This window comes from Streptacidiphilus carbonis (genome assembly GCF_000787775.1).
GTDB classification, from domain to species: domain Bacteria; phylum Actinomycetota; class Actinomycetes; order Streptomycetales; family Streptomycetaceae; genus Streptacidiphilus; species Streptacidiphilus carbonis.
In genome coordinates this window covers 1-22,026 of sequence record NZ_BBPM01000001.1, presented here as the reverse complement: position 1 = coordinate 22,026, position 22,026 = coordinate 1, and the positions used below count along the sequence as shown (strand labels likewise).

29 protein-coding genes and 1 pseudogene are annotated in these 22,026 nt (G+C 69.9%); 21 read left to right on the top strand and 9 right to left on the bottom strand.

Annotation, left to right across the window (positions count from 1 at the left end):
* The first annotated feature begins 24 nt into the window (after positions 1 to 24).
* A complete protein-coding gene (locus TR46_RS37620) occupies positions 25 to 438 on the top strand; it encodes a hypothetical protein (protein ID WP_052432460.1) in 414 nt (137 codons plus the stop codon).
* Positions 422 to 1,045, top strand: a complete 624-nt coding sequence (locus TR46_RS00140; protein ID WP_052432459.1) for a class F sortase — start codon at positions 422 to 424, stop codon at positions 1,043 to 1,045. The genes TR46_RS37620 and TR46_RS00140 overlap by 17 nt, the downstream gene beginning before the upstream one ends.
* 14 nt (positions 1,046 to 1,059) lie before the next feature.
* On the opposite strand, the gene TR46_RS00135 is transcribed toward TR46_RS00140, so the two are convergent.
* The gene (locus TR46_RS00135) at positions 1,060 to 2,625 is read right to left on the bottom strand and encodes an oleate hydratase (RefSeq protein ID WP_042392133.1); all 1,566 of its coding nucleotides are present in this window, start codon (positions 2,623 to 2,625) and stop codon (positions 1,060 to 1,062) included.
* A 392-nt stretch (positions 2,626 to 3,017) separates the two neighbouring features.
* Here TR46_RS00135 and TR46_RS42010 point away from each other — a divergent pair, with 392 nt between their 5' ends.
* Positions 3,018 to 3,194 carry a hypothetical protein gene (locus TR46_RS42010; RefSeq protein WP_161790077.1) on the top strand — a complete coding sequence of 59 codons (177 nt, stop codon included), beginning with the start codon at positions 3,018 to 3,020 and terminating at the stop codon, positions 3,192 to 3,194.
* Between the two features lie 464 nt (positions 3,195 to 3,658).
* On the opposite strand, the gene TR46_RS00125 is transcribed toward TR46_RS42010, so the two are convergent.
* Positions 3,659 to 4,624, bottom strand: coding sequence for an NADP-dependent oxidoreductase (locus TR46_RS00125; RefSeq protein ID WP_042392131.1), 966 nt, complete (start codon positions 4,622 to 4,624; stop codon positions 3,659 to 3,661).
* A gap of 127 nt (positions 4,625 to 4,751) precedes the next feature.
* On the opposite strand from TR46_RS00125, the gene TR46_RS00120 reads away from it, so the two are divergent.
* A complete protein-coding gene (locus TR46_RS00120) occupies positions 4,752 to 5,732 on the top strand; it encodes a GlxA family transcriptional regulator (protein ID WP_042391670.1) in 981 nt (326 codons plus the stop codon).
* 92 nt (positions 5,733 to 5,824) lie between these two features.
* Here the strand turns inward: TR46_RS00120 and TR46_RS00115 are convergent.
* Positions 5,825 to 6,169, bottom strand: a pseudogene (locus tag TR46_RS00115) (zinc-binding dehydrogenase); the annotation flags it as partial.
* A gap of 121 nt (positions 6,170 to 6,290) precedes the next feature.
* Here TR46_RS00115 and TR46_RS00110 point away from each other — a divergent pair.
* A complete protein-coding gene (locus tag TR46_RS00110; protein ID WP_042391669.1) occupies positions 6,291 to 6,449 on the top strand; it encodes a hypothetical protein in 159 nt (52 codons plus the stop codon).
* Positions 6,450 to 6,564: 115 nt separating this feature from the next.
* Here TR46_RS00110 and TR46_RS40585 read toward each other — a convergent pair whose 3' ends face one another.
* Positions 6,565 to 6,858, bottom strand: a complete 294-nt coding sequence (locus tag TR46_RS40585; RefSeq protein WP_152626234.1) for a hypothetical protein — start codon at positions 6,856 to 6,858, stop codon at positions 6,565 to 6,567.
* Between the two features lie 257 nt (positions 6,859 to 7,115).
* Here TR46_RS40585 and TR46_RS00105 point away from each other — a divergent pair, with 257 nt between their 5' ends.
* The 4 genes from TR46_RS00105 (at position 7,116) to TR46_RS00090 (ending at position 9,326) form a co-directional block, all read left to right on the top strand.
* Entirely contained in the window at positions 7,116 to 7,625 is a 510-nt protein-coding gene (locus TR46_RS00105; RefSeq protein ID WP_042391667.1) for a hemerythrin domain-containing protein, read from the top strand.
* Between the two features lie 367 nt (positions 7,626 to 7,992).
* Positions 7,993 to 8,346, top strand: a complete 354-nt coding sequence (locus tag TR46_RS00100) for an STAS domain-containing protein (protein WP_042391665.1) — start codon at positions 7,993 to 7,995, stop codon at positions 8,344 to 8,346.
* Between the two features lie 283 nt (positions 8,347 to 8,629).
* Complete coding sequence (locus TR46_RS00095; RefSeq protein WP_042391659.1) at positions 8,630 to 8,836, top strand: DUF5133 domain-containing protein; 207 nt, start codon at positions 8,630 to 8,632, stop codon at positions 8,834 to 8,836.
* 187 nt (positions 8,837 to 9,023) lie between these two features.
* On the top strand, positions 9,024 to 9,326 hold the full coding sequence (locus TR46_RS00090) for a hypothetical protein (protein ID WP_152626233.1): 303 nt from the start codon (positions 9,024 to 9,026) through the stop codon (positions 9,324 to 9,326).
* A 179-nt stretch (positions 9,327 to 9,505) separates the two neighbouring features.
* Here TR46_RS00090 and TR46_RS00085 read toward each other — a convergent pair whose 3' ends face one another.
* Positions 9,506 to 9,829, bottom strand: coding sequence for a hypothetical protein (locus TR46_RS00085; RefSeq protein WP_042391648.1), 324 nt, complete (start codon positions 9,827 to 9,829; stop codon positions 9,506 to 9,508).
* 474 nt (positions 9,830 to 10,303) lie between these two features.
* Here TR46_RS00085 and ddaH point away from each other — a divergent pair, with 474 nt between their 5' ends.
* Positions 10,304 to 11,185: a dimethylargininase gene (gene ddaH, locus TR46_RS00080; RefSeq protein ID WP_369405969.1), complete on the top strand. Its 882-nt coding sequence runs from the start codon at positions 10,304 to 10,306 to the stop codon at positions 11,183 to 11,185.
* A gap of 31 nt (positions 11,186 to 11,216) precedes the next feature.
* Positions 11,217 to 12,254, top strand: a complete 1,038-nt coding sequence (locus TR46_RS00075; RefSeq protein ID WP_042391643.1) for an iron-containing redox enzyme family protein — start codon at positions 11,217 to 11,219, stop codon at positions 12,252 to 12,254.
* On the opposite strand, the gene TR46_RS00070 is transcribed toward TR46_RS00075, so the two are convergent.
* The 3 genes from TR46_RS00070 to TR46_RS00060 all read right to left on the bottom strand — a co-directional run bounded on the left by TR46_RS00070 (position 12,198) and on the right by TR46_RS00060 (position 13,864).
* Positions 12,198 to 12,410, bottom strand: a complete 213-nt coding sequence (locus tag TR46_RS00070; RefSeq protein WP_152626248.1) for a CDGSH iron-sulfur domain-containing protein — start codon at positions 12,408 to 12,410, stop codon at positions 12,198 to 12,200. The genes TR46_RS00075 and TR46_RS00070 overlap by 57 nt on opposite strands.
* Positions 12,411 to 12,429: 19 nt before the next feature.
* Positions 12,430 to 13,080, bottom strand: coding sequence for a HemK2/MTQ2 family protein methyltransferase (locus TR46_RS00065; RefSeq protein ID WP_042391638.1), 651 nt, complete (start codon positions 13,078 to 13,080; stop codon positions 12,430 to 12,432).
* Between the two features lie 97 nt (positions 13,081 to 13,177).
* Positions 13,178 to 13,864, bottom strand: coding sequence for a hypothetical protein (locus tag TR46_RS00060; RefSeq protein WP_042391636.1), 687 nt, complete (start codon positions 13,862 to 13,864; stop codon positions 13,178 to 13,180).
* Between the two features lie 107 nt (positions 13,865 to 13,971).
* On the opposite strand from TR46_RS00060, the gene TR46_RS00055 reads away from it, so the two are divergent.
* On the top strand, positions 13,972 to 14,412 hold the full coding sequence (locus TR46_RS00055; RefSeq protein WP_042391634.1) for an Hsp20/alpha crystallin family protein: 441 nt from the start codon (positions 13,972 to 13,974) through the stop codon (positions 14,410 to 14,412).
* A 111-nt stretch (positions 14,413 to 14,523) separates the two neighbouring features.
* The gene (locus TR46_RS00050) at positions 14,524 to 14,841 is read left to right on the top strand and encodes an STAS domain-containing protein (protein ID WP_042391633.1); all 318 of its coding nucleotides are present in this window, start codon (positions 14,524 to 14,526) and stop codon (positions 14,839 to 14,841) included.
* 223 nt (positions 14,842 to 15,064) lie between these two features.
* Here the strand turns inward: TR46_RS00050 and TR46_RS00045 are convergent, their stop codons facing one another.
* The gene (locus tag TR46_RS00045; RefSeq protein ID WP_042391630.1) at positions 15,065 to 15,643 is read right to left on the bottom strand and encodes a TetR/AcrR family transcriptional regulator; all 579 of its coding nucleotides are present in this window, start codon (positions 15,641 to 15,643) and stop codon (positions 15,065 to 15,067) included.
* Between the two features lie 496 nt (positions 15,644 to 16,139).
* Here TR46_RS00045 and TR46_RS00040 point away from each other — a divergent pair, with 496 nt between their 5' ends.
* The 8 genes from TR46_RS00040 to TR46_RS00005 form a co-directional block, all read left to right on the top strand.
* A complete protein-coding gene (locus tag TR46_RS00040; RefSeq protein ID WP_042391627.1) occupies positions 16,140 to 16,958 on the top strand; it encodes an oxidoreductase in 819 nt (272 codons plus the stop codon).
* Between the two features lie 49 nt (positions 16,959 to 17,007).
* Positions 17,008 to 17,859 (top strand): alpha/beta fold hydrolase, encoded by an 852-nt coding sequence (locus TR46_RS00035; protein WP_042391625.1) that lies wholly within the window; start codon positions 17,008 to 17,010, stop codon positions 17,857 to 17,859.
* Between the two features lie 61 nt (positions 17,860 to 17,920).
* Positions 17,921 to 19,099, top strand: coding sequence for a low temperature requirement protein A (locus TR46_RS00030; protein ID WP_042391622.1), 1,179 nt, complete (start codon positions 17,921 to 17,923; stop codon positions 19,097 to 19,099).
* Between the two features lie 108 nt (positions 19,100 to 19,207).
* A complete protein-coding gene (locus tag TR46_RS00025) occupies positions 19,208 to 19,405 on the top strand; it encodes a hypothetical protein (RefSeq protein WP_042391621.1) in 198 nt (65 codons plus the stop codon).
* Positions 19,402 to 20,061 carry a response regulator gene (locus TR46_RS00020; RefSeq protein ID WP_042391619.1) on the top strand — a complete coding sequence of 220 codons (660 nt, stop codon included), beginning with the start codon at positions 19,402 to 19,404 and terminating at the stop codon, positions 20,059 to 20,061. Before TR46_RS00025 ends, TR46_RS00020 begins: the two co-directional genes overlap by 4 nt.
* A gap of 57 nt (positions 20,062 to 20,118) precedes the next feature.
* Positions 20,119 to 20,736, top strand: coding sequence for a class I SAM-dependent methyltransferase (locus tag TR46_RS00015; RefSeq protein WP_042391616.1), 618 nt, complete (start codon positions 20,119 to 20,121; stop codon positions 20,734 to 20,736).
* Positions 20,737 to 20,915: 179 nt separating this feature from the next.
* Positions 20,916 to 21,734 carry an enoyl-CoA hydratase/isomerase family protein gene (locus tag TR46_RS00010; RefSeq protein ID WP_201776354.1) on the top strand — a complete coding sequence of 273 codons (819 nt, stop codon included), beginning with the start codon at positions 20,916 to 20,918 and terminating at the stop codon, positions 21,732 to 21,734.
* On the top strand, positions 21,731 to 22,026 hold a 296-nt coding region (locus TR46_RS00005; RefSeq protein WP_500799425.1), incomplete at its 3' end, for a nuclear transport factor 2-like protein. The genes TR46_RS00010 and TR46_RS00005, both read left to right, overlap by 4 nt.

Sequence of the window (22,026 nt, the reverse complement as noted above, 5' to 3'; positions counted from 1 at the left end):
CCGTCCGCCACTCCCGCAGCGGGCGTGCGCGTCAAGCCGGACCCGGCCCGCGCCGGGGCCGCGCTCACCCTCACCGTCTCCGGCTGCAAGGGCACCGGCGGCATCGGCTCCTCCACTGCCTTCAGCGCCGATGCGCCGCTCTCCCCCGCCTCCGGCGGCGGCAGTCTGCTGTCCGGCACCACCACCGTCACATCGACGGCCCTGGCCGGCACCTACCCCGTCGTAGTCACCTGCGCCGGCGGCGGCACAGTGACCGGCAGCCTCACGGTGATGGGCGCTCCGCCCTCCAGCGGCCACATCGCAACCGGCGCCGGCGGCAGCATCACCCGCAGCACCAACCCGGCCCTCGCCATCCTCGGCGCCCTGCTGCTCCTGGGCGGCGCCGCGGCCTGGTGGCGGGCACGACCTCACGCGGGCGGTCATGGCCGCGCCCACTGACGACCCGCAGCGCCGCAAGCGCCATAACGCTCTGCTCGTCGGAGCGGTGGGCGCGCTGCTGATCTGGATGGCCGCCCACGGCGGCCTCCAGACGGCCCCTCAGCCGCCCCCCTCCGCGGCCCTGGCCCGTTCCGTCGACGGACGCGGGCCGCTGCCCGCCTCAGCCCCCGAACGCGTCCGCATCCCCGCGATCGGTGTCGACGCCCTGACCACCGTCCTCGGCCTGGCCGCCGACGGCCAGATCGCCGTGCCGTCCTACCGCCAGGCTGACCGGATCGGCTGGTACCGCTACTCACCCGCCCCGGGCGCCTCCGGCACCACCGTCCTGCTCGGACACGTCGACACCCCCACCGGCCGCGCCGTCCTCTACCGCCTCGGCCAACTCCGCCCCGGCGATCACATCCTCATCGACCGCCAGGACGGCAGCACCGCTGTCTTCACCGTCACCCGCATCGCGGCCTACACCGACAGCGCCTTCCCCACCGGCCAGGTCTACTCCCTCTCCAGCGCCCCGGAACTCAGCCTCATCACCTGCGGCAACGGCTACGACTCCGCCACCCACCGCTACCTCGGCAACATCGTCGCCTTCGCCCGCCTCACCACGTGACGCGGAGCCCGCGGTCAGTGGCGGTGCATGGTGTGGAGGGCTTCCAGGAGGACCTTGGGGTCGTGGCCGCCCTTGTAGACCGGCGGGGGCTGCCTGTCGAGGTGGAGCAGTTCCGCCACAGCGGCCCAGGCGGTGCGCACGGAGTACTCGACGGTGAACACGACGTCGTCGGGTACCTCGGCGTACTGGCCGATGAAGGCGAGGTTGGTGGAGCCGGCCGGGACCACCCGGGGGCGGTCCCCGGTCTTGCGGACCAGGAACTGGCTGGTGATGTAGGGCATCATCGCCGGGCGCACGATCGAGGACTCGATGATCTGCTCGCCCTGCGCGAAGTGCAGGTGGCCCATGACCTCGGTGAGGATCTCACGGCCGGTGCACTGCGCCATCGGCTTGGCGACGTGGTCGCCCGTCCTGTCGGGGAACAGGGCGTAGCCCCACCACACGAAGGTGTCGGCGGGCTGCTCGTGGAAGTGCGGCTGATGGTTCAGGACGATGGTCAGCAGCCACTGGGAGTCCTTGAAGGTGATCAGGCCGCCCTTGCCGGCCGGGCTGCCCGAGAACTCCTCCATCAGTTTGAAGAAGGTCGGATCCTTGGTGGTGACGGTGAACGAGCCCCAGGTGGAGTCCTTGACGGAGGTGTCGAAGACGGCCGGGTCGCCCATGCCGGGCCGCTTCACCGCCAGCGTCTCCCACAGCCGCCATGAGGCGTCGGGGGCGGAGGCGTCCAGCACGGCCGGGGTGTCGGTGCTGCCCAGGGTGGAGTTGGCGGTCATCGATCCGTTGGTCACGAACACCAGGTCCTCTGCGGCCACCGGGATGTCCTGGCGGGCGCCGTCGCGCACGCAGGCGATGGAGGTCACGGTGATGTCGTCGTCCGGGGCCAGTTCGAGGTCGGTGACGGTGGTGTTCTGCTGGACGTTGACGCCCTGGTCCTTCAGCCAGGCCAGCAGCGGGCGCACGATCGAGTCGTACTGGTTGAAGCGGGTGCGGTAGATGCCCGACATGGTGTCGAAGGTCTTGAACAGGTGCACGAACCGGTTCAGGTAGCGGCGGAACTCGATCGCCGAGTGCCAGGGCTCGAACGCGAAGGTCGTGCACCACATGTACCAGAAGTTCGTGGTGAAGAAGTCCTCGGTGAAGCAGTCCGAGATGCGCTTGCCGTCCAGCCGCTTCTCGGGTGTGCCCACACATGCGACCAGGTCCAGGCGGTTGCGCTCGGAGAAGCCCATCGAGTGGGCGTCGACCGGACTTCCCGCGGAGTCGACCAGGCGGGCCCTGTCGTTCCAGGCGAAGTCCTCGTGGAAGGCGAAGGTGTCCTCGGTGACCGACTTGTTCGGGTCGTCCAGCGACGGGATCGAGCTCAGCAGGTCGTACGTGCACTCGAAGTGCAGCTCGAACATCCGCCCGCCACGCATGGTGTAACCGGCGTCCGGCGAGCCGGCGGCGTCCAGGCTGCCGCCGAGCCGGTCCTGCGCCTCCAGGATCGTGATGTCGGTCCCGGCGAACCGCCCCTCCCGGATCAGCAGTGCCGCGGCCGACAACGACGCCACCCCAGCACCCACCAGATAAGCCTTCGCCACGACGAGCCTCCGCTCCGTCAGAACCGCACCGTCCGCCCGCCACAGCGGCCCCGGCCCCATCGGCCGCGGCGGTCATCGCCTCCAGCACACCACCGCCAACCACCGACCGCGCCCCGGATGCGCCATCGGACTGACGCCACCGCTCGCGCGCCAGCGACCCGGAAGGCAGGCAAGGACGCGCGACCGCAGCGACCCGGACGGCGTGGACCCTATTGCGCACGCCCCGCCGAGTCAGCCCCGGCTCCTGCGGGGTCGCGCCGCTGAACGGCGGAATCTCGGCTTCCGTCCGCCTGTCGCGGGCAGCCGCACCCGCCTTTCACGCGAACGACGGCGGTACGAGAAGCCGCTGCGGACACGAGCCGCACCGTCTCCCTGGGCGAAACGCACAGCCGATGGCACGGCCCGAACTCGTGGCCCGGATCGAGGGCCTGATGGACGGTCTGGTCGCGGACCTGCAGCGGCTGGCGGAGATCTCCTCGGTATCGTTCCCCAACCACCCGCGCGAGGAGGTGCTGCGGGCCCACGACGTGCTGGTGGCGCTGCTGCGGTCGGCCGGGTGTCGGCCCTAGACGGGGAACAGCCGCGCGACCATGAATCCGGCCGTGCAGATGGCGATGAGCGCAACCGCCGAAAGCCCGACCCACGTCCACCACTGGTCGTGGCGGTAGACCGGGTCGTGAAAGGAGATCCCGGAGCCCGTCGAGGACTCGCCTTCTGGGGTCTCGGTCGGTGCAGGTCCCGATGTTCGCGAAACGCCGGCAAGCACGGCTACCTCCAGGGAAGTGCGGTCTCTACCTTCCCTAGCGTCACGCTCACCACGGGCATCCGCATGTTGCGGCGAAGCCGCGTCGATCGGGGCCAGCATCCAGCCGTGCCCGCAGCACCGGGTCTGTGTCACCGGGGTCGCGCGAGAGCGCGTGCTGAGGCTCGATTGCGCAGGCGGGGGCGTTCCCAGAGATGCCTGGAAGAGGATGACCATGTCCTCCATGCAGCGCACCCACTCCTCGCGGCGTCCGGGCTGGCCCCGACGGAGTCAGTCGGCGACGGTCAGGACGAGCTTGCCGCGTGTGCGGCCGGCCTCGCCGCGGGTGTGGGCCGCGCCGGCCTGCTCGAGCGGGAAGGTCTCCGCCACCTCGACGACGACCTCGCCGGCGTCGATCAGGCCCGCAATCGTGGTCAGCGCCGTGCCGTCCGGCTCGACCAGATAGGGAGTGACCCGCACGCCGGCCGCCCGGGCGGCCGCGGCCAGTTCCGGGGAGACGCCGGCCGGGACGGCCACCAGCAGGCCGCCCGGGCGCAGGACCTCCAGTGAGCGGGTGCTCGTCCGGTCATGCGCGTCGCCTACCAGGTCGATGACGACATCGACCGCGTCGGCGGCGTGTTCGAAGCGGGTGGACGAGTAGTCGATGGTCTCGTCGGCGCCGAGTTGCTTGAGCCAGGGGTGGCGGGCGGCGCCGGCGGTGGCAATCACCTGGGCGCCCAGGTGACGGGCGAACTGGACCGCGAAGTGGCCCACCCCGCCGGCGGCGGCCGTGATCAGGACGCGCTGGCCGGACTGCACGTCGGCGGTTTCGGCCACGGTCTGCCAGGCGGTCAGTGCCGCGAGCGGCACGGCGGCCGCGTGCACGTGGTCGAGGGTGGCCGGCTTGCGGGCCCACTGGCGGGCCGGTGCGGTCACGTACTCGGCATAGGCGTTCGCGGCGCGCGGGAACCATGGCATGCCGTACACCTCGTCCCCGGGTGCGAGCGTGGTGACGCCGAAACCGACCTCCTCGACCACACCGGAGACGTCCCAGCCCAGGATCAGCGGGAACGTCTGCAGCCCTGCCATGCCGTTGCCCTCGCGGGTCTTCCAGTCCACCGGGTTGACGCCGGCGGCGTGCACTCGTACCAGCACCTCGGTCGGCAGCGGCTCGGGGCGCGCGACCTCCGCGACCGTCAGTACCTCCGGCCCGCCGAACTCCCCGATGGTGACAGCCCGCATGGTGTGCCCGCTCATGGTGTCCTCGCTCATGTCCGTCTTGTTCCTTCTCTCGCCGGACCGTTGTCCCAGCAACAGCAAGGGTGGCGTGTGGTCGCGGAGGCTGGCGAGTGGCCGGGGAGCCACCTGTCGTACTATTCGGGCCATGCCGCACCGTATTGCCGTCCTTGCCCTCGACGGAGTCCTGCCGCTGGACCTGGGCATCCCCGCCCGAGTCTTCAACGAGGCCTGCGAACCGGACGGGACGCGCCTGTACTCCGTCAGCACCTGCTCCCTCGGCGGCCGACCGGTACGCACGCACGAGGACTACCGGATCGTCGTCGACCACGACGAGTCGCTGCTGGAGACCGCGGACACCGTCGTAATCGCCACGCAGGAGCCCAGCGAGCACCTGCTCGCGACCGGCGGGCTTCCCGAGGAACTCGCCGAGGCGCTGGACCGGATAGGGCCGCGGACCCGCATCGTCAGCCTGTGCACCTCGGCCTTCCTGCTCGCGGCGGCCGGCCTGCTGGACGGAGGCCGAGCCACCACCCACTGGGCGTTGTGTGACGCACTGGCGCGGCTGTTCCCCGACGTCGAGGTCGATCCGGACGTGCTGTTCGTCGACAACGGGCGCATCCTGACGTCCGCCGGCGGAGCGGCCGGCATCGACTTGTGCCTCCACCTGGTCCGCCTGGACCACGGGGCGGCGGTGGCCTCAGCCGCCGCGCGACGCTGCGTGGTGGCCCCCTGGCGCGAGGGCGGGCAGGCGCAGTTCATCGAACACCCGGTCCCGAAGGACACCAATCGTTCCACGTCGGCGACCCGGCAGTGGGCGCTGGACCGGCTGGCCGAGCCGATCACCCTGGAGGACATGGCCCGGCACGCGCACATGAGCGTGCGCACCTTCACCCGGCGGTTCCGCAGCGAGGTGGGCAGCAGCCCGCTGAAGTGGCTGGCGCAGCGTCGGCTGGCGCACGCGCGCCTGCTGCTGGAGTCGACCGACCTGACGGTCGCGCGGATCGCCACCGCCTGCGGCTTCGGCGACCCCGTCGCCCTCCGCAAGCACTTCCACACGTATCTGGGCCTGTCACCACTGGCCTACCGGCACGCCCACAGCGCACCGGACCCGAGGGTGACCCACTGACCACCCGACCGCGAGAACGCCCACCCGTCGCCGGCCGGGCCGTGCCCCAGGAACTCCAGAGCGGGACACTCCGTGTGCACTCGGGGTCCGCGTCAGGGTGCCAGCACGACCCTGCCGAACACCTCGCCCGCGTCCATCTTGCGGTGGGCCAGCGCTGCCTGATCCAGAGGCAGCACCTCGTGCACGACCGTACGAAGGTCGCCGCTCGCGGCAGCGGCGAACTGGAACGACCGCACGCTCTGCCGGTCGGTGCCGGGCACCGTGTCAGAACTGAAAGTGGCGAACGACAACGACTTGCGGAAGTCGTCCATCAGCCGCATGCCGAAGTCCGCGGGCGGCTGCCCACCGACCACACCGACGGCCACGAACCGCCCGCCAGGGTTCAGCTTGTCCAGGAAAGGGGGAAGCTGGGGGCCGCCGACGACATCGATCAGCCCGGACAGCCCCGTTGTCGGGGACGGGGTCCGTACGGGACAGCTTCAAGATCGTGTTGCCGGCTCGAGAGAAATGCATGCCCTCGCTCTTGTCGGGTAGCTGCATTTCAAGGAGGTCAAAGACATGGGTGCATTGCTTCTGGTTCTTCTGCTGGCCCTGATCCTGGGTGGTGTGGGCTTTGCGGTACACGTGCTGTGGTGGGTGGCGCTTGTCGTCCTGGCGATCTGGGTAATCGGCTTCTTCGCCCGCGGCAGTTCGGGTGGACGCTGGTACCGCTGGTAGCGGTGTCCATAAGGCGAGAGGGCGGGAGCACACTTTCACGGCGTGCTCCCACCCTCTCGCACCTTAATGCGCAATTCAAATGAGAAGCGGCGGATGGGGGCAACTGCCCGATCGCCTACCGGCCCGGTGAATGCTTTTCCCTGTTGTGGTAATCGCGCAGTTCGTCGCAGAGAATGCAGTGCATGACATCGCCTCCCGGGCGGCGCTCGCCCATGCGGACGGGTTTGCCGCAGATGCAGACGGCATCGTGAGGGGCTCGAAGAACGCCGTCGAAGGCAGGGAAACAGCGCACACAGATGATGTGTCGAAGTTGATCCCCGTCGCCCGTGGAGGCCTCCGGCTTGGCGGCGGCTGCCGTCGTGGGATCGGCGGCTGCGGTCGATGGCTCGATGGCTGGCTCCTTGTTCACTCGGTACTTGCCTCCCATGTTTCAGGCGCGGATCACCCTGCCGCCACCGGAGCTGTGGACATCTGCACCGGTGCCTCGCGGTGGCAGGCCATCGCACAAGGTGTATGGGACGTCCGTGCGGCGTGACAGCCTCGCCCGCTCATGAATTCGCCTGCCCGATTCCCTGACCGACACGCCACATGTCCGACGGTGCGTGTGTCGTGGGAGTAGGGGTAGGCGCGCCACAACCGGAACCCCGACCTTTGGAGGCAGTCGATATGAGCACTGACCAGACCTTCGGACCGGCGCACTCCGACCCCGACCCGGATGTGATCACGGTCCTGCTGGGTCAGCACGCCCGGGTGAAGAACCTGTTCATCCGGATCAACTCCGCCACCGGAAAGGCCAAGCAGTCCCTCTTCGACGAACTGCGGGAACTGCTCGCAGCGCACGAGACCGGCGAGGAGATCGTGCTGCGCCCGGTCTCGCAGAAGGCCGCCGGCGATAAGGTGACCGACGCGCGCAATGCCGAGGAGAAGGAAGCCAACAAGGTCCTCACCAAGTTGGAGAAGCTCGACGTCGACAGTGCCGAGTTCAACGCTGCGTTCGCCGAGTTCGAGAAGTCGGTCCTCGCCCACGCGCAGCACGAGGAGAACGAGGAGCTCCCCGCCGTGCGCGCCCAATGCAGTGAGGAGGAGCGGCAGCAGATGGGCAAGCGCCTGCTGAAGGCCGAGAAGTCCGCCCCCACCCACCCCCACGCCTCCGCCGCCGGCTCCCCCACCGCCTAGAAGGTCGCCGGACCCTTCGCCGCCATGGTCGACAAGGTCCGCGACGCCCTGTAAACGGCGGTAGCGGCTCCACCCGAACTCCGTGGCGCCCGGGTAGTCGGTGCCCGCTGGATCGATCCTCGCCCAATCCGAGGCGTGCGGCGGGGCGGTGGGGTCTGCGCTCCCGGGAGCGCAGACAGCGGTCGCTTCCCCTGCGTACGTCCCAGGGCTTGACCGCCGCGGGTCACGCAACCAGGTTTTCCGTCCAAGGTATGGCCGGCCCGGACATCCGAGTACCGCGTGTTTCAGCAGGCCCGAACGGGTCTGCCGGGCCGGCCTGCACGCGGTAGAGTCGGTCGGTCCCCTCCGGAGTGGAGCAGCCGACCGCATGTCCCTGGAATCCGTCCTGACCCTGCGGCTCGTGGACGACGGCCACGCCGTCGCCCAGCTGCACGGTGCCCTGGACATGGACACCACCGTCGGCCTGTGCGACGCACTCGGAGGCGCGGTCGACACCGGGCACCGCCACCTGGTGCTGGACATGTCCGGCGTCGATTTCTGCGACTCCACCGGCCTGAACATGATCGTCCTGGTGCGTCGGCACGTGGCGGAGCGGCACGGCACCCTGGTCATGGCCGGGGTCGGCGAGCTGGTCCAACGCGTCCTGGACATCACCGGCGTGGGTACCGTGATCCCCCAGTACCCCGACGTCGAGCAGGCACTGGCCCACACTCCCGACTGAGCGCCGCGCTGCGGCCTGCACCAGCAGGGCGTACGACGGCGGGGACCGACCAGGCCCACATCGCCCGAGCCCCGGCCCGGGCCCCGGGTAAACCGCCTCCGGGACGCGCCTCTCCCGCGACTGACTGCCACCCCGCCGTGCGCCGACCGGGTGAACCGCCTGGGCCGGTTGGGCCCTCCGGGGGGCGCCCAGGTGCGCGCGGCGAGCCAGGTCCGCACGCTGGGGCAGTAGGAATGGTCCTGCTGCCGGGTCAGCCCGGCGCCCCGCGCACCCGGAGCCGGCTATGGCTGCACTGCTGAACCTTCCCGAACTGCGGCGCCTGGTCGCCGAACTCGACGCCCTGGACGGGGCCCTGTTCCCCGGCGCGGGCCGCAGGCGCGAGGACCTGCACTACACCGTGTGCGTGTCCACCGGCCTCCGCGACCCACACCAGGCCGTGGAACGCGCACGGCAACTGGTCGCCGAAGCCGCACCACCGGCCACCACCTGAGGCTCCCTGCGCAGCCGACCGCGCACCAGCTGGGCGGCCACGCTCCCGGGGCCGTCGTCGGCGCGGGGATCAGCACACCGATGCGCTGACCGCCCCGTGGGTGGCCGGGCGCCCGGCATTGTCCCGAATGCCTGGAATGCCCGAGCTCTGCGCGGGAAAATGTCAGGTGCGCAGGTGAGGTGAGGTGATGAACGCACGCGAAGAACAGGCACTGGCCGAGATCGAACGCTATTTGCGCCAGGACAGCGCTTTGGAGCGCTCACTGCGGCGAAACCCAGGGCGGATGCGCCGGGCCGGCTGGCGCGCGGTCTACCGGCTGCGACCTCGGCACGCCGCCGTCCTCGCCCTGGTCAGCCTGGGCCTGCTGATCACCACCATGGCCATGCCGCAACCGGCCCTGTACGCGGCCCTCTTTCTGGGATGGTGCCTGACCCTGGGCGCGTGCCTCGCACTGATGTGCGCGGCCATCGACAGGCACACCGGCCACTAGACAGGCCGGCCCTCCGGACAACGCCGTCGTAGTCCGGAGGGGCCTGCTGCTGTCACAAAGCGCACGGGACGGGTCCAGGGACAGTCGGCCCCACCTCCTGGAGCGGCCGTCCCCGGCACGCGCGCGCAGGCCACGGTGCCCGCGGGTTGCATCACAACAGCGCTGCGCGCATGCGCTGATCAGCGGCCGAGCGCGCTGGCCAGCTGCTTCTTGTTCATCTTCGAGCGGCCGTGGACGTTGCGTTGCTTGGCCTCGTTGTAGAGCTGTTCGTACGTCGGCCCCTGCGCACCGGAGTGCGAGCGCTGCCCGCCACGGCGGGAGGACGACATGTCGTTGGTCGAAGAGCGGCTGGCCGTCTTCGACTCGCCGTGCCGGGCCCGCTCCTTGTTCACGGTCCGGGCGGCGATCTCCTTGGCCCGCTTCTGGCTCTCGCCGCGGTCCAGGGCGCTGTCCTTGATGTGCTCGTACTGTCGTTCACGCTTCTTGCTCGAACCGGCAGGCATGGCTTCCTCCTGATCTGTGGAGCTGCGTCACGAGAGCTACGTCAGGCCGTCTACCCCGAACCCGCTCCCCGATCCGTCGGGGCGCCCCTTCAAGCGCGGGCCGGTCCCCGTCGGCGGCCGGACCAGCCGGTTCGCACGCAACGGCCTCGACCAGGGCTCGGCCTTCCACCGTCCTTGCCACCGAACGGCGCGTAACCGACTACGCCGCTCCCGGATCCACCTTCGAGATTGCCCAGGCAGCCGGCTCCACCGAACATTCGAGGAGCTGACCTCGTCCAAGACGCGGCCGCGGCCCCGGTGCGCCGATCGGGGGTGGTTGGGCAGCCCTCAGGCGTCAGCGGGTTTGCTCTCCTCTGTGCCCTCTGCGCTCTGCGTGGCTGGTGTCAACGCGGGTAGCCGTTCGGGGAAGGCTTCCCCGCGCTGACGGAACCGACCCAGCGCCCGCATCTCGGAGGTCCGCCTGTGCCCGCTGAGGTGAGACGCCGTAGAACAGCCCGACCGCAGCACTATGCGATGTGTCCGCCCGAGTACTTCGCGGTGGACTATGCGATCAATCCGTGGATGGACCCGTCCCGGCCGACCGATGCCACTGCCGCCCTGTCACAGTGGCAGGAGCTCTGCCGGGTGCTGCGGGCCCTGGGCCATGTGGTGGACCTGGTGGAACCCGTACCGGGGCTGCCCGACATGGTGTTCGCAGCGAATGCCGCCACGGTGGTGGAGGGGCGGGTGCTGGTGGCCGCCTTCCGCCACCGGCAGCGCGCCCCGGAGTCCGCCGTCTTCCAGGCCTGGTTCGACGCGGTCGGCTTCGACCAGGTACGTCGGGCGGCCCGGATCAACGAGGGTGAGGGGGACCACCTGCTGGTGGGTGACATCATCCTGGCCGGCAGCGGCTTTCGAACCGAGACCGAATCCCAGCCGGAGACGGCCGACTACCTGCGAAGGCAGGTGGTGAACCTGACCCTGATCGACCCCAGGTTCTACCACTTGGACACCGCGCTGACGGTCCTGGGACCGGACCAGGTCATGTACTACCCGGACGCCTTCAGCCCCCGCAGCCGCGCCACATTGGAGCACCTGTTTCCGCAGGCGCTGCTGGCCGACGAACAGGACGCCGTCGCCTTCGGGATGAACGCGATCAGCGACGGATACCACGTGGTCCTTCCCACAGCAGCCGCCGGACTCGCCGTGCGCCTCAAGGAACGCGGCTACGAACCGGTCTCAGTGAACGTCGACGAGCTCATGAAGGCGGGAGGCGGCCCCAAGTGCTGCACCCTGAACCTGCGCCGTGCCGCCGGCTCCAAAACCCTCAATCCCTCGGGCGGCGAGCCGACGCGCCCGGGCCCCGATTCGCCCTAGCAACCGTGCTTCCCCCTGGAGTCCACTCATCATGGGTACAGCAGCCGTTCTTCCCCAGCTGCCGCCGGCGCGCGGCCCGCTCAGCGGTCAGCTGGTCGACCTTCTCCGGTCCGGGCCCGACACCCCGGTCCGAGCAGGTGCCGCGCCGGCCGGCGCTCACGACGCCTGGGGCGAAGACGTCCAACTCGCCCTCTACCTGTGCTACGAGCTGCACTACCGGGGATTCCAGGAGGTGGACCCCGAGACGGAGTGGGATCCGCGGGTCCTGGAGCTGCGCCGCCCGTTGGAGCAGGGGTTCCTGGATGCGGTCCGCGACGCGCTGGGCACCGTACCGAGCCTGGACGACCAGTTGGAGGCGCTGTTGATCGAGCCTGTTCACGGCACCGGGCCCTCGTACCACCTGCTTGAACGCGGACAGCGCTGGCAGGCGCGCGAGTACCTGGTCCAACGCTCCCTCTACCACCTCAAGGAGGCCGACCCGCAGGCCTGGGCCATACCCCGGCTGCACGGGGCGGCGCAGGCGGCACTGGTCGCGATCGAGTACGACGAGTACGGTGCCGGACACCCCGAGCGGGTGCACTCCCGGCTGTTCGCGGACATGATGGCCGACCTGGATCTGGACCCGTCCTACGGCCGCTACCTGCCACTCACGCCGGCCCCGGCGCTGGCCGTGGTGAACCTGATGTCGCTGTTCGGTCTGCACCGCGCGCTCCGCGGCGCTCTGGTGGGACAGTTCGCCGCCGTGGAGATCACTTCCTCGCCGGGGTCCGAGCGCCTGGCCACGGCGCTGGAGGGGCTGGGCGCGGGCAGCGCCGGGACCGCCTTCTACCGCGAGCACGTGGAAGCGGACGCGGTCCACGAGCAGGTCGTACGACACGGCGTCATCGGGGCGCTGCTGGAGGACGAGCCCGCGCTGGAGGCCGACATCGCCTTCGGTCTGGCGGCCGCCGCTCTGGTGGAGGACCGCCTGGCGTCGCACCTGCTCGCGTGCTGGGACGCGAACCGCAGTTCGCTACTGGCCCCCCTGCGCGATGCGCCGCGCGGAGTCGGATCCGGCCGCGGGCGCTGAGCGCCGTCGATGACTGGTGTCGCAGAACGGATAGCAGCGGCTGCGGCGGCACGCGCACAGAGCGACCACCGGCCGGTCGCTGCGGCGCACCGTCCCGTCGGGCAGGTGCACTTCCACCGGGCCCTCGACCAGGATGGGACCGCGGTCGGCCGGCATGGTCACCCGGACAACGGGGTCAGGTCCGGACGGCACGGATCACCACCAGCTCCTCCTCGCGCTGACCCGGGGCGATGATCCCGCGCTCCTCGAACCAGCCGGCCCGCGACCGCATCACCGGACCGAAGCGCTGCCGCCGACGCGCGACCACCTGGGCACGCATTCCGGAGTCCGCCAATGCCAAACAGGTCGTCGACACTCCGCACAGGGACGACTGCACCATCAGCAGGACTCCCCCGACACGCAGCACCCGCGGGGCCTCCCGGCAGATCCGGTCCAGCAGCACCCGCCCGTCCGGTCCCGCGTCCCAGGCACGGGCGACGCCCCGGGACGGCAGCCGCGTGGCCGATGCCGGAACATAGGGGGGATTGGACACCACCACGTCGAAGGCTCGCCCTGCCACCGGCGCCACGAGGTCTCCACGGCGCACCGCGATCCAACGCCCGTGCAGCGCCCCGTTGACCAGGGTCGTCGCAAGAGCCCGCCAGGAGACGTCCACCGCGGTGACCGACGATCCTCGACAGGCGGCCGCCAAGGCCACCGCCCCACTTCCGGTACCGATGTCCAGGACGCTGCGCCCCGGTCCCATCGGCTCGTGCCGAAGGGACTCGATCAACAGAGCGGTGTCCCCCTGCGCACGGTAGACACCAGGAGTCCTGACCAGAAACATAAGAGACGTTTGCCCGATATGCGGCGACCGACTCACCCCCGTCACTCTGATTGAGTACGAGCACACACTTCCCAGGCGGGGAACATCGCCTTCGGTGTCAGGTGCGGCGGCGGGTGCTGTCGCGGCGTAGCTGGTCGGTGTGGGTGGCGACAGCGTCCAGGCGGACAGCCAGGTCCCGATGGTCGGCGACCAGGAAGGGCCGGATGCCGGTCAGGTGCGGAAGCAGGTCGGCGGTCTCGGCGGACCCCAGCGCGGCATGCAGGGCGGACAGGCCGGGCTCGGCCTGGGGCGGCAGATCGGTCAGCGTGGCGACCTGCGCGGCCAGGACCCGCAGCTCGGCGGCGTTCTCGCGGGCCCAGGCGGTGACGGTGCGCTGCGCGGCACGCCGGTCGCGTACTGCCTTGACGCGCTCGGCGCCGGTGGTGGTGAACCGGTCGGCTCCGGCGGGGCGCAGCCTCAGGTAGCGGTTCTCGGCGGCCTGGCGGCTGGCCACCCCCATGGGTTGGGCCAGGTCTGCCCAGGTGGCCCCCGCGGCGCGGGAGCTCTCCACCAGGCCCGCTTCCCAGCCGGCGAGTTCGGTGCGCAGTTCGCGCAGCAGAATCAGGGCGGCCAGGGCCTGCTCGGGACCTGGTTTCGGCCCGCCCGTGGGAGCGCCGCTGTGGTTGCGTGCGGTCCGTACCGCTTGGTCCATGGCGGCCAGCGCGGCTGTCGCGGCCAGGAAGGAGGCAGGCTCGGCCGAGCCCTCGGTGTCATCGCGGGCCGGTGGGCCCTCGTCTCGCGTCATGTCATTCCCTTGACGACTCGCTATTTGTCATCGGATGGATGACATGGTAGAACGGTTTCAGGTGAAGCGCACTGGCCCCCTTTGAGATCTACTGGAGGTGTTTCGCGATGCTGATGCGCACCGACCCGTTCCGCGACCTGGACCGCCTGGCCCAGCAGTTCCTGAACCCCGGCCCGACCGGCACCTGGTCCCGCCCCAGCCCGATGCCCATGGACGCCTACCGCACCGGCGACCAGTACGTGGTCTGCTTCGACCTGCCCGGAGTGGACCCGCAGGCCCTGGACATCGACGTCGAGCGGAACATGCTGACCGTCAAGGCCGAACGCCGGCCGCGCCACGAGGGCGAGGACGTCGTGTGGGATCTGACCGAGCGCCCACTGGGCGTGTTCTCCCGCCAGATCGTGCTCTCCGACACCCTGGATCCCGAGGGGATCAAGGCCGAGTACGACGCGGGCGTACTCACCCTGCGCATCCCGGTCGCCGAGAAGGCCAAGCCCCGCAAGATCGCCGTCAGCCACAGCGAGGAGCGTAAGCAGATCCAAAGCTGAGGCCCGAACCCGACTGCCGCGCGCGATCCACTTCTTCGCGCGCGGCAGCTCACCCCGTTCCCAACCGTGACCGCCGAACACGGTGCACGCCGGGACAACGCGGGAGAAGCCATGCACGAGCAACACGCCGCCGCCCTGGTCCAAGCCCGCGGAGAGATCGACCTCGACACCGCACCCGCTCTGCAGCGCCGCCTGACCGCAGCCCTCAAAGCGCACGGCGAGGCCGTGCTTGACCTCTCACAGGTCACCTTCATGGACTGCGCCGGCCTGCGCCCGCTCCTGCTGGCCCACCACCTGGCCGCACGACACGGAGGGCGACTGATCCTGCACGGGGCCTGCCACCCCGTGCTGCGCCTACTCGAACTCACCGGCCTGGACCAGTACCTGACACTCGGGTGGCCACCGGATGCCGAAGAACGCCCCCTGTAGAGGGAGTGGCGCGATGACCTTCAGGCGTACGCGAGTCGGCCGCACGGCTGTCCGAGACCATCGCCCCGGCCTTGCCCGACACTCGGCGGCCGCCACCGCCCGCATCCGCTCCGCCGGTCGTAACCGCGGCGCATGAGGGCCCGTGCGAGTCATCGCGAGGCGGTTCACGTAATCGACCCCAACGTGCTGCCGGGGGCGCCGGTGCGCTCTGAGCCGTTGCGACTCAGCTGCGTGGCCCTGCGCCGTGCAGGAGCGTGTCGATGACGAGCGTGGCCAACGCGTCCGGATCCTGTGCGGCAGGGTCATGCTCCGCGCCGGGCCTGTTGATGGCTTCGCTGAGAAGGGCGTAGTAAACCTGCCGCGCCCACGCCAGATCTGCGTCCGGGGCGATCAACCCCTCGCGCTGCGCCCGGTTCATGAGATCGACGGTGTGGGTGTCGATCTCTTCCCAGAGGGCGGCTGCGGCCGGGGTGTGAGCTGTGGCGTGACTGAGGGTGAAGCGCCAGGTGTTCTTGACCCGGAGGACGTTCGCCGTCACTCGGTGCAGCGCCACGAGCGCGGGAGCCGCCTGCGGCCGGGCTTCCTCGATGGCGTCGACGAGCTGCTGCTTCGCGGAGACGGCGAGCGCCTCCAGCAGTGCCTGCCGGTTCGCGAACCGACGGTGAACGGTGATCCTGGTAAGCCCCGCCGCCTCGGCGACCTGCTCCATGGACGCGCCGGCATCCTGGGCGAAGACCTGCTCGGCCGCCTCCAGAATCGCGCGCACACTGCGCTCGGCATCTGCCCGCAGTGCTCGGCCCATGTCTGTCTCCTGCCTGACTCGCTACCTGGCCCCCCGTAGAGGATACGGGAATGCTACCGGTACCCCCTTAATTGATCCTTGCATACCGCAACTCTGCGAAGAGTCGATACATGGATGCAACAGATAACGGATCGCGCCACACCGACGCAGCGAACAGCCACACATCCGTACCCCGCCGGAGCCGAGCCCGGCGGGGTACGACGGTTCGGAGTGGGGCCCTCGGCCGATCACGTCGACGCTCCGCCGCATGGAGGCGTCGGCGCACCGGGCAGGGACCCCGCCCGATCCGACCCCGCGACGACCACGCCCTCGACCCCTCACCCCCGTAGGAGATACGCAGATGCTACGACTACCTCATTAATTGATTCTCCAGTGTTGCGCATAAGCGCAGATCTGATACATTGGTGAAACCGATTGAGGGTCGCTCGCCTCCGGCATCGCGATCCCCCACTCAGCCCATGGACGACATCAACCCCCCATGAGTCAGGAGCCCACAATGGCGACAACACGACCGGTAGCCCTCGTGACAGGCGCGTCCTCCGGCATCGGGAAGGCAACCGCCCTCGCGCTGGCCGCGGCAGGCCACGAAGTCGTCGGCACCAGCCGCAACACGGCGCACGTCACCCCGCTCAAGGGCGTGACCTTCCTCGACCTCGACGTGACCAGTGACGAGTCGGTGACCGCGGCGGTGGGCGAGGTGATAGACCGGTTCGGGCGCATCGACCTCCTGGTCAACAACGCGGGCGTAGGCTCGGCGGGCGCCGCCGAGGAAACCTCCGCCGCACAGGCGCACGGCCTCTTCGACATCAACGTCTTCGGCGTCATCCGCATGACGAACGCCGTCCTGCCCCACATGCGCGCCCAGCGCAGCGGACGCATCGTCAACATCTCGTCCATCGTCGGCTTCATGCCGCAGCCCTACATGGCCGTCTACGCCGCCTCCAAGCACGCCATCGAGGGCTACTCGGAATCCGTGGACCACGAGGTCCGCGAGTACGGCGTGCGGGTCCTGCTCGTCGAACCCGCCTGGACCAGCACCGCGTTCGACGCGGCCAGCGTGCGTCCCGACCAGCCCTTGGACGTCTACGCCAAGCAGCGCCACATCTTCGAGGAGTACATGGCCGACGCGGTCAAGGACGGCGACGACCCTGCCGTCGTCGCCAAGGAGATCGTCGCCGCCGCGACCGACGCCAAACCCAAGCTGCGCTACACCGCCGGCGCCGTCACCGGCCGCGTTCGCACCATGCGCCGCATGGTCCCCTCCCGCATGTTCGACCAGCAGCTGCGCAAGCTCAACCGCCTGCCCGCCGCCTGACGTCCAGCCCCCGCATCCAGACAACAGCGACAGGAGAGCGAAGCTCGACATGAGCACCTATCTGGCAGACGCAGCCGAAAACCTCACCGTCGAAGGTCCTTCCGCGACGTTCACCTACCGGCGCCTCGGCCCGCGGGGCGGCACCCCGCTGGTCCTGCTGAACCGGGTCCGGGGAACCCTCGACTGGTGGGACCCGGAGTTCCTGGAACACCTGGCCGCCGAACACGACGTGATCGTGTTCGACAATGTCGGCACCGGCTACACCACCGGCATCCCACGCGACTCGGTCGAGGGACTCGCCGACGGCGCTGCGGAGTTCATCGAGATCCTCGGCCTGTCCCAGGTGGACCTGCTCGGCTGGACGCTGGGCGGCACCGTCGCCCAGGACATCGCCCGCCGACAGCCCGACCTGGTCCGCAGGCTGGTCGTGGCGGCCGCCAGTCCCGGAGGCACGGTGCCCGGCGCGCCCGCGCCGAACGAGAAGGTGCGGGCAACCATGACCAAGCCCGAGGTCACGGGGGACGACCTGGTGTTCCTGTTCTTCCCGGAGACGGAGACGGGGCGCGCCGCCGGGTACGCGCACCTCACCAGGGTGGCCACGCGGCTGGCCACCGGGGTTCCCGAGGTGTCCGAGGTGGCGGCCATGGGCCAGATCGCCGCGATCCAGAAGGACGCGTCGATCCCCTTCGAGCAGGTCCGGGCGAACCTCGCGACCATCCGGCAGCCCGTTCTGTACGCGACCGGCATGCAGGACGTGATGATTCCCGCGCTGGCGGCGTACACCGCCGTGCAGCACCTCGCCGACGCCACTCTCGTCGCCTACAGCGACGCCGGCCACGCCTTCCTCTTCCAGCACGCCGAGGACTTCGCCGCACAGGTGGCGTCCTTCCTCGCCGACTGACCACTGAACGAAGTCCGATACCACGGGAGTCGGAACGCCTCCCCGAACGAGGAGCCCCATCGTGGAGCTGACCAGCGATCCGGCGCGCCGCGAGGTCACGCCGCTGGAGTTGTTCTTCGACCTGGTCTACGTCTTCGCGATCGGCCAGCTGTCGCATCAGCTGCTGGCGCACCCGACATGGACCGGCGCGGCCCAGACGCTCGTGCTCTACCTCGCCGTCTACGCGGCGTGGGCGTACACCACGTGGGCGGTCACCCTGGTCCCTGCCGAGGACCCGCGGACGCGGCGGATGCTGCTGGCGGTCATGCTCGCCGGGCTGTTCATGAACGCCGCGATCCCACGGGCCTTCGGCGACGCCGGGTGGGTCTTCGTCGTCACCTTCCTGCTCATTCACATCGGCCGGACGGTGTGGCTCCTCAGGGTGGGCCTCGATGACGTCAACCAGGAACACTTCGTCCGCGTTCTGGTCTGGTTCGTCGCGGCCGCACCCCTGTGGCTGACCGGCGCGGCGGTCGACGGTGGCGCGCGGCTGGCCTGGTGGGCTGCGGCGAACCTGGTCGAGTTGGCGGGTACCTGGACGGCTCATCCGCTGCCCGGACGCAGGCTGGAGTCCCGGCAGGTTGGCTTCGCCGGCGGGCACCTGCTGGAGCGCGGCCGCCTGTTCATGATCATCGCGCTCGGTGAAACGGTCATGACCACCGGCACCGCACTCACCGCGGCACCGTACGAGCCGATGACCCTGCTGGCCGCCGTGGTGGCACTCACCGGCACGATCGCGCTGTTCTGGCTGTTCTTCAGCCGTTCCGAGCGCGTCGTACGCCACTACGAGCGAACCGAGGACCCGATGCGGGCCGGTCGCAGCGGCGTCATCAGTCTCATGGTCTCCGTCGCCGGGTTGATCGCCGCTGCCGTAGCCGATGAGCGCGTCATCGCCCACCCCATGGCGCACGCGGGCATCACCACGAACCTGCTGCTGTTCGGCGGGCCGGCCCTCTTCATCGCCACGCAGACCTGGCACGGGGCAACCCTGTTCGACGACCTGAACCGGTCACGGCTGCTCGCGCTGTCCGCACTGGTCCTCGCAGGCCTGCTCACGCCGATGGCCCCGGCGTACCTGGCGGCGTTCGTCGCCGCGGTGATCGTCGTAGCACTGGCCGCGTTCGAAGAACGCCGACCGACCGGCGAGGCGCCAGGGAAGCCGACCCCTCGGACCGTTCACCCGTCCGACCCGATGACCTGATACCGGCGCACGCAGCCGGTCCGTCGGCCGGCACCGCACATCGGCAGGCCGTTCGGTGGGACCGGCATGCCTTCCCCATCCCGCCCCCCCTTTCAACGGGAGGAATTCATGAGGCCGTCCACCAGCACCGTTCTCGCCACCGGAACCGACCGGGGCCTTGCCCGGACATTCGCCGTCGAGCCGTTCGGCCCCGGCACCGCCGTCCACGACGCCGCCCGCAACCCCGACCGTCCGCATCCGGTCTCCGGGCGCGGTCCGACCGGCGCGCGGGAGCGGGTGGCCGTGTCAGGGGGCGGGGCGCCATGACCGCGGCCGGCGTACTGATCTGTGACGCCCAGGAGTTGATGCGGGCCGGCCTGCGGGGGGTGGTCGACAGCCAACCGGACTTCAGGGTCGTCGGCGAGGCCGGTGACGGCGAGTCGGCCGTGGCGCAGGCGCTCACGTTGCGCCCGGACCTCGTCGTCATGGGGGTGCGGATGCCGTGTCTGGACGGCATCTCGGCGACCGCGCAGGTGCGCGCCGAGTTGCCCGGGACACACGTACTGGTGCTCAGTGCCTGCGACCGCGACGAGTACGCCTACGCGGCGCTGCGTGCCGGAGCCGGCGGCTTTCTCGTCAAGGACACCTCGTCCGCCGAGATGCTCGTCGCGCTCCGCGGTGTGCTGCGCGGCGACACGATGATCGCCCCCTCCGTGGCGCGGCGGCTGATCGACCGGTACGTCACGGGCACCGCCGTCCCACTCCCCGACGCCGGCCTCGACACCCTCACCGACCGCGAGCGGGAGGTGCTGGGGCTGGTCGGCCGCGGGCTGAACAACGTGGAGATCGCCGAGAAGCTGTTCCTCGGCGAAACCACGGTCAAGACCCACATGGGCCGGATCCTCACCAAACTGAATATCCGTGACCGCATACAGGCCGTCGTCGTGGCCTACGAGAGCGGACTGGTTCGTCCTGGCGGATGACCCCGTCGGGCGCCCGGGAGGACGCCCGACGACAAAGCCGATACCTAGGGTCGGGTCATGTCGATCATGCGGGAGTTCCTGCGCCGCCCCCGGCTCACCGGCGCGGTCGCTCCCAGCTCTCCCTCCCTCGCCCAGGCCATGACCTCCGGACTCGGCCTGGACCGCGCCGAAGTCGTCGTGGAGCTGGGGCCCGGCACCGGCGCGATCACCGGGGCGATACTGCGGCAACTGGCTCCGGGAGCACGGCTGGTGGCGGTCGAGCTGAACCGGGTGTTCACCGGCAGGCTGGCAGACCGGTACCGGGACAGCGCCGTTGAGGTGGTCGAGGGTTCCGCCGAGGATCTGGCGACGCTGGTCCCGTATCCGGTCGACGTCATCGTGTCCGGTCTGCCGTGGACCGTCATGCCGCACGAGCGGCAGCGACGGATCCTCGACGCGGCGGCCGGAGTGCTCGGCCCGAGCGGCCGGTTCAGCACCTTCGCCTACGTCCACACGGCGTGGACTCCGCCGGCCCGGCGGTTCGCCGCCGAACTGGCGGCACGGTTCGCGACCGTCGAGCGCAGCCGGGTGGTATGGCCGAACGTACCGCCGGCGTACGTACACCGTGCCGCCCTGCCCCTGCACGAGAGGCCGCCGGCGACAGCCTTCGCGAACACCCTGACGGCGCCCCCCTGATCGCCCAGCAGGACCGGCCGCACCTACCTCGCGCCATCGGCGAGTCAATCCACCGTCCAGACGGCCGACTCGCCGGTCCGCACAGGAAGACCGACCCCGAAAAGACCTTCCCGTCCCGAGTTCATTCGTCCAGCAATCTCTGCACCTCAGTTCAGGAGAACACCATGACGCAGCACAGCATGTTCAGCATCGAGACTGTGGCGCCGAAGATCCGTAAGGTCACCTTCTCGAATCCGCCGGTGAACGTCGTCGGCGCGGACACCGTTACTCAACTGGTCGACGTCGTCGATGAGCTGAGCCGGGACGAGCAGGTTCAGGTCGTCATTTTCGACAGCGGCACGCCCGGATACTTCTACAACCACGCCGATCTCGGGCAGGTGCCCGAACTCCTGGCGCTGAACAGCGCCGACGGGACGCCCACGTGGGTCGATCTGGTCACGAGCCTGACCAGCGCGCCGTTCATCAGCATCGCCTCCATCCGCGGGCGGACCAGGGGTGGCGGGGACGAGATCACCCTGGCCTTCGACCTGCGCTACGCCAGCCGCGAGGAGGCGTTCTTCTGCCAGCCCGAGGTCGCGATCGGCATCGTCCCCGGCGGTGGCGGCAGCGACCGTCTGGCCCGGCTGCTGGGGCGGGACCGCGCGCTGGAAGCGATCCTCACCAGCCAGGACTTCGACGCCGACACGGCTGAGCGGTACGGGTGGGTGACCCGGGCCGTCACCGACGCCGAACTCGACGACCTCGTGAGCGGCGTGGCAGCGCGCATCGCCTCGTTCGACAAGCAGTCCGTGCTAGCCGCCAAGACGCAGATCAACCGGTCGACCCTGCCGCCGGTGGCCGATCTGCGAGCGTCCTGGGCGGAGTTCGCGGAGTCGGTCAACTGGCCGGGCTTCCAGGCGCGCGTCCCGCAACTCGGAAAGGCCATCGCCGAGATCGGACTTGAGGAGATCGAGGAAAACCTCGGTCACTACGCCGGCCTCATCAACGAACAGGCATGAGCGCCTTCCACCAGAAAGTCATCGACATCATGGCTGACATGCCGACGGCCCGGCCGCACAAAGCGGCGGAGGCTGGAATCACGGAGTGGCGACGCATCGTCGCGGCACTGGACTGGGACCAACTCCCCGACCTGCTCGCGGAGAACGTCACCTACCGCTCCCCCGCTGACTTCGAGCCGTACGAGGGGCAGGACACGATGGTGGCGATCCTGCGCGTCGTGTTCGGAATCATCGAGGAATTCACCTACCTGCGGCACTTCAGCAGCGGAACCGGATACGTTCTGGAGTTCAG

What these genes read in the sequence shown, in the direction of transcription:
- TR46_RS00140 (WP_052432459.1), top strand. Translation starts at nt 422, where the DNA reads ATGGCCGCGCCCACTGACGACCCGCAGCGCCGCAAGCGCCATAACGCT.
- TR46_RS42010 (WP_161790077.1), top strand. Translation starts at nt 3,018, where the DNA reads ATGGCACGGCCCGAACTCGTGGCCCGGATCGAGGGCCTGATGGACGGT.
- TR46_RS00125 (WP_042392131.1), bottom strand. Translation starts at nt 4,624, where the DNA reads ATGAGCGGGCACACCATGCGGGCTGTCACCATCGGGGAGTTCGGCGGG.
- TR46_RS00120 (WP_042391670.1), top strand. Translation starts at nt 4,752, where the DNA reads ATGCCGCACCGTATTGCCGTCCTTGCCCTCGACGGAGTCCTGCCGCTG.
- TR46_RS00110 (WP_042391669.1), top strand. Translation starts at nt 6,291, where the DNA reads ATGGGTGCATTGCTTCTGGTTCTTCTGCTGGCCCTGATCCTGGGTGGT.
- TR46_RS00105 (WP_042391667.1), top strand. Translation starts at nt 7,116, where the DNA reads ATGAGCACTGACCAGACCTTCGGACCGGCGCACTCCGACCCCGACCCG.
- TR46_RS00100 (WP_042391665.1), top strand. Translation starts at nt 7,993, where the DNA reads ATGTCCCTGGAATCCGTCCTGACCCTGCGGCTCGTGGACGACGGCCAC.
- TR46_RS00095 (WP_042391659.1), top strand. Translation starts at nt 8,630, where the DNA reads ATGGCTGCACTGCTGAACCTTCCCGAACTGCGGCGCCTGGTCGCCGAA.
- TR46_RS00090 (WP_152626233.1), top strand. Translation starts at nt 9,024, where the DNA reads ATGAACGCACGCGAAGAACAGGCACTGGCCGAGATCGAACGCTATTTG.
- TR46_RS00085 (WP_042391648.1), bottom strand. Translation starts at nt 9,829, where the DNA reads ATGCCTGCCGGTTCGAGCAAGAAGCGTGAACGACAGTACGAGCACATC.
- TR46_RS00075 (WP_042391643.1), top strand. Translation starts at nt 11,217, where the DNA reads ATGGGTACAGCAGCCGTTCTTCCCCAGCTGCCGCCGGCGCGCGGCCCG.
- TR46_RS00070 (WP_152626248.1), bottom strand. Translation starts at nt 12,410, where the DNA reads ATGCCGGCCGACCGCGGTCCCATCCTGGTCGAGGGCCCGGTGGAAGTG.
- TR46_RS00065 (WP_042391638.1), bottom strand. Translation starts at nt 13,080, where the DNA reads ATGTTTCTGGTCAGGACTCCTGGTGTCTACCGTGCGCAGGGGGACACC.
- TR46_RS00060 (WP_042391636.1), bottom strand. Translation starts at nt 13,864, where the DNA reads ATGACGCGAGACGAGGGCCCACCGGCCCGCGATGACACCGAGGGCTCG.
- TR46_RS00055 (WP_042391634.1), top strand. Translation starts at nt 13,972, where the DNA reads ATGCTGATGCGCACCGACCCGTTCCGCGACCTGGACCGCCTGGCCCAG.
- TR46_RS00050 (WP_042391633.1), top strand. Translation starts at nt 14,524, where the DNA reads ATGCACGAGCAACACGCCGCCGCCCTGGTCCAAGCCCGCGGAGAGATC.
- TR46_RS00045 (WP_042391630.1), bottom strand. Translation starts at nt 15,643, where the DNA reads ATGGGCCGAGCACTGCGGGCAGATGCCGAGCGCAGTGTGCGCGCGATT.
- TR46_RS00040 (WP_042391627.1), top strand. Translation starts at nt 16,140, where the DNA reads ATGGCGACAACACGACCGGTAGCCCTCGTGACAGGCGCGTCCTCCGGC.
- TR46_RS00035 (WP_042391625.1), top strand. Translation starts at nt 17,008, where the DNA reads ATGAGCACCTATCTGGCAGACGCAGCCGAAAACCTCACCGTCGAAGGT.
- TR46_RS00025 (WP_042391621.1), top strand. Translation starts at nt 19,208, where the DNA reads ATGAGGCCGTCCACCAGCACCGTTCTCGCCACCGGAACCGACCGGGGC.
- TR46_RS00020 (WP_042391619.1), top strand. Translation starts at nt 19,402, where the DNA reads ATGACCGCGGCCGGCGTACTGATCTGTGACGCCCAGGAGTTGATGCGG.
- TR46_RS00015 (WP_042391616.1), top strand. Translation starts at nt 20,119, where the DNA reads ATGTCGATCATGCGGGAGTTCCTGCGCCGCCCCCGGCTCACCGGCGCG.
- TR46_RS00010 (WP_201776354.1), top strand. Translation starts at nt 20,916, where the DNA reads ATGTTCAGCATCGAGACTGTGGCGCCGAAGATCCGTAAGGTCACCTTC.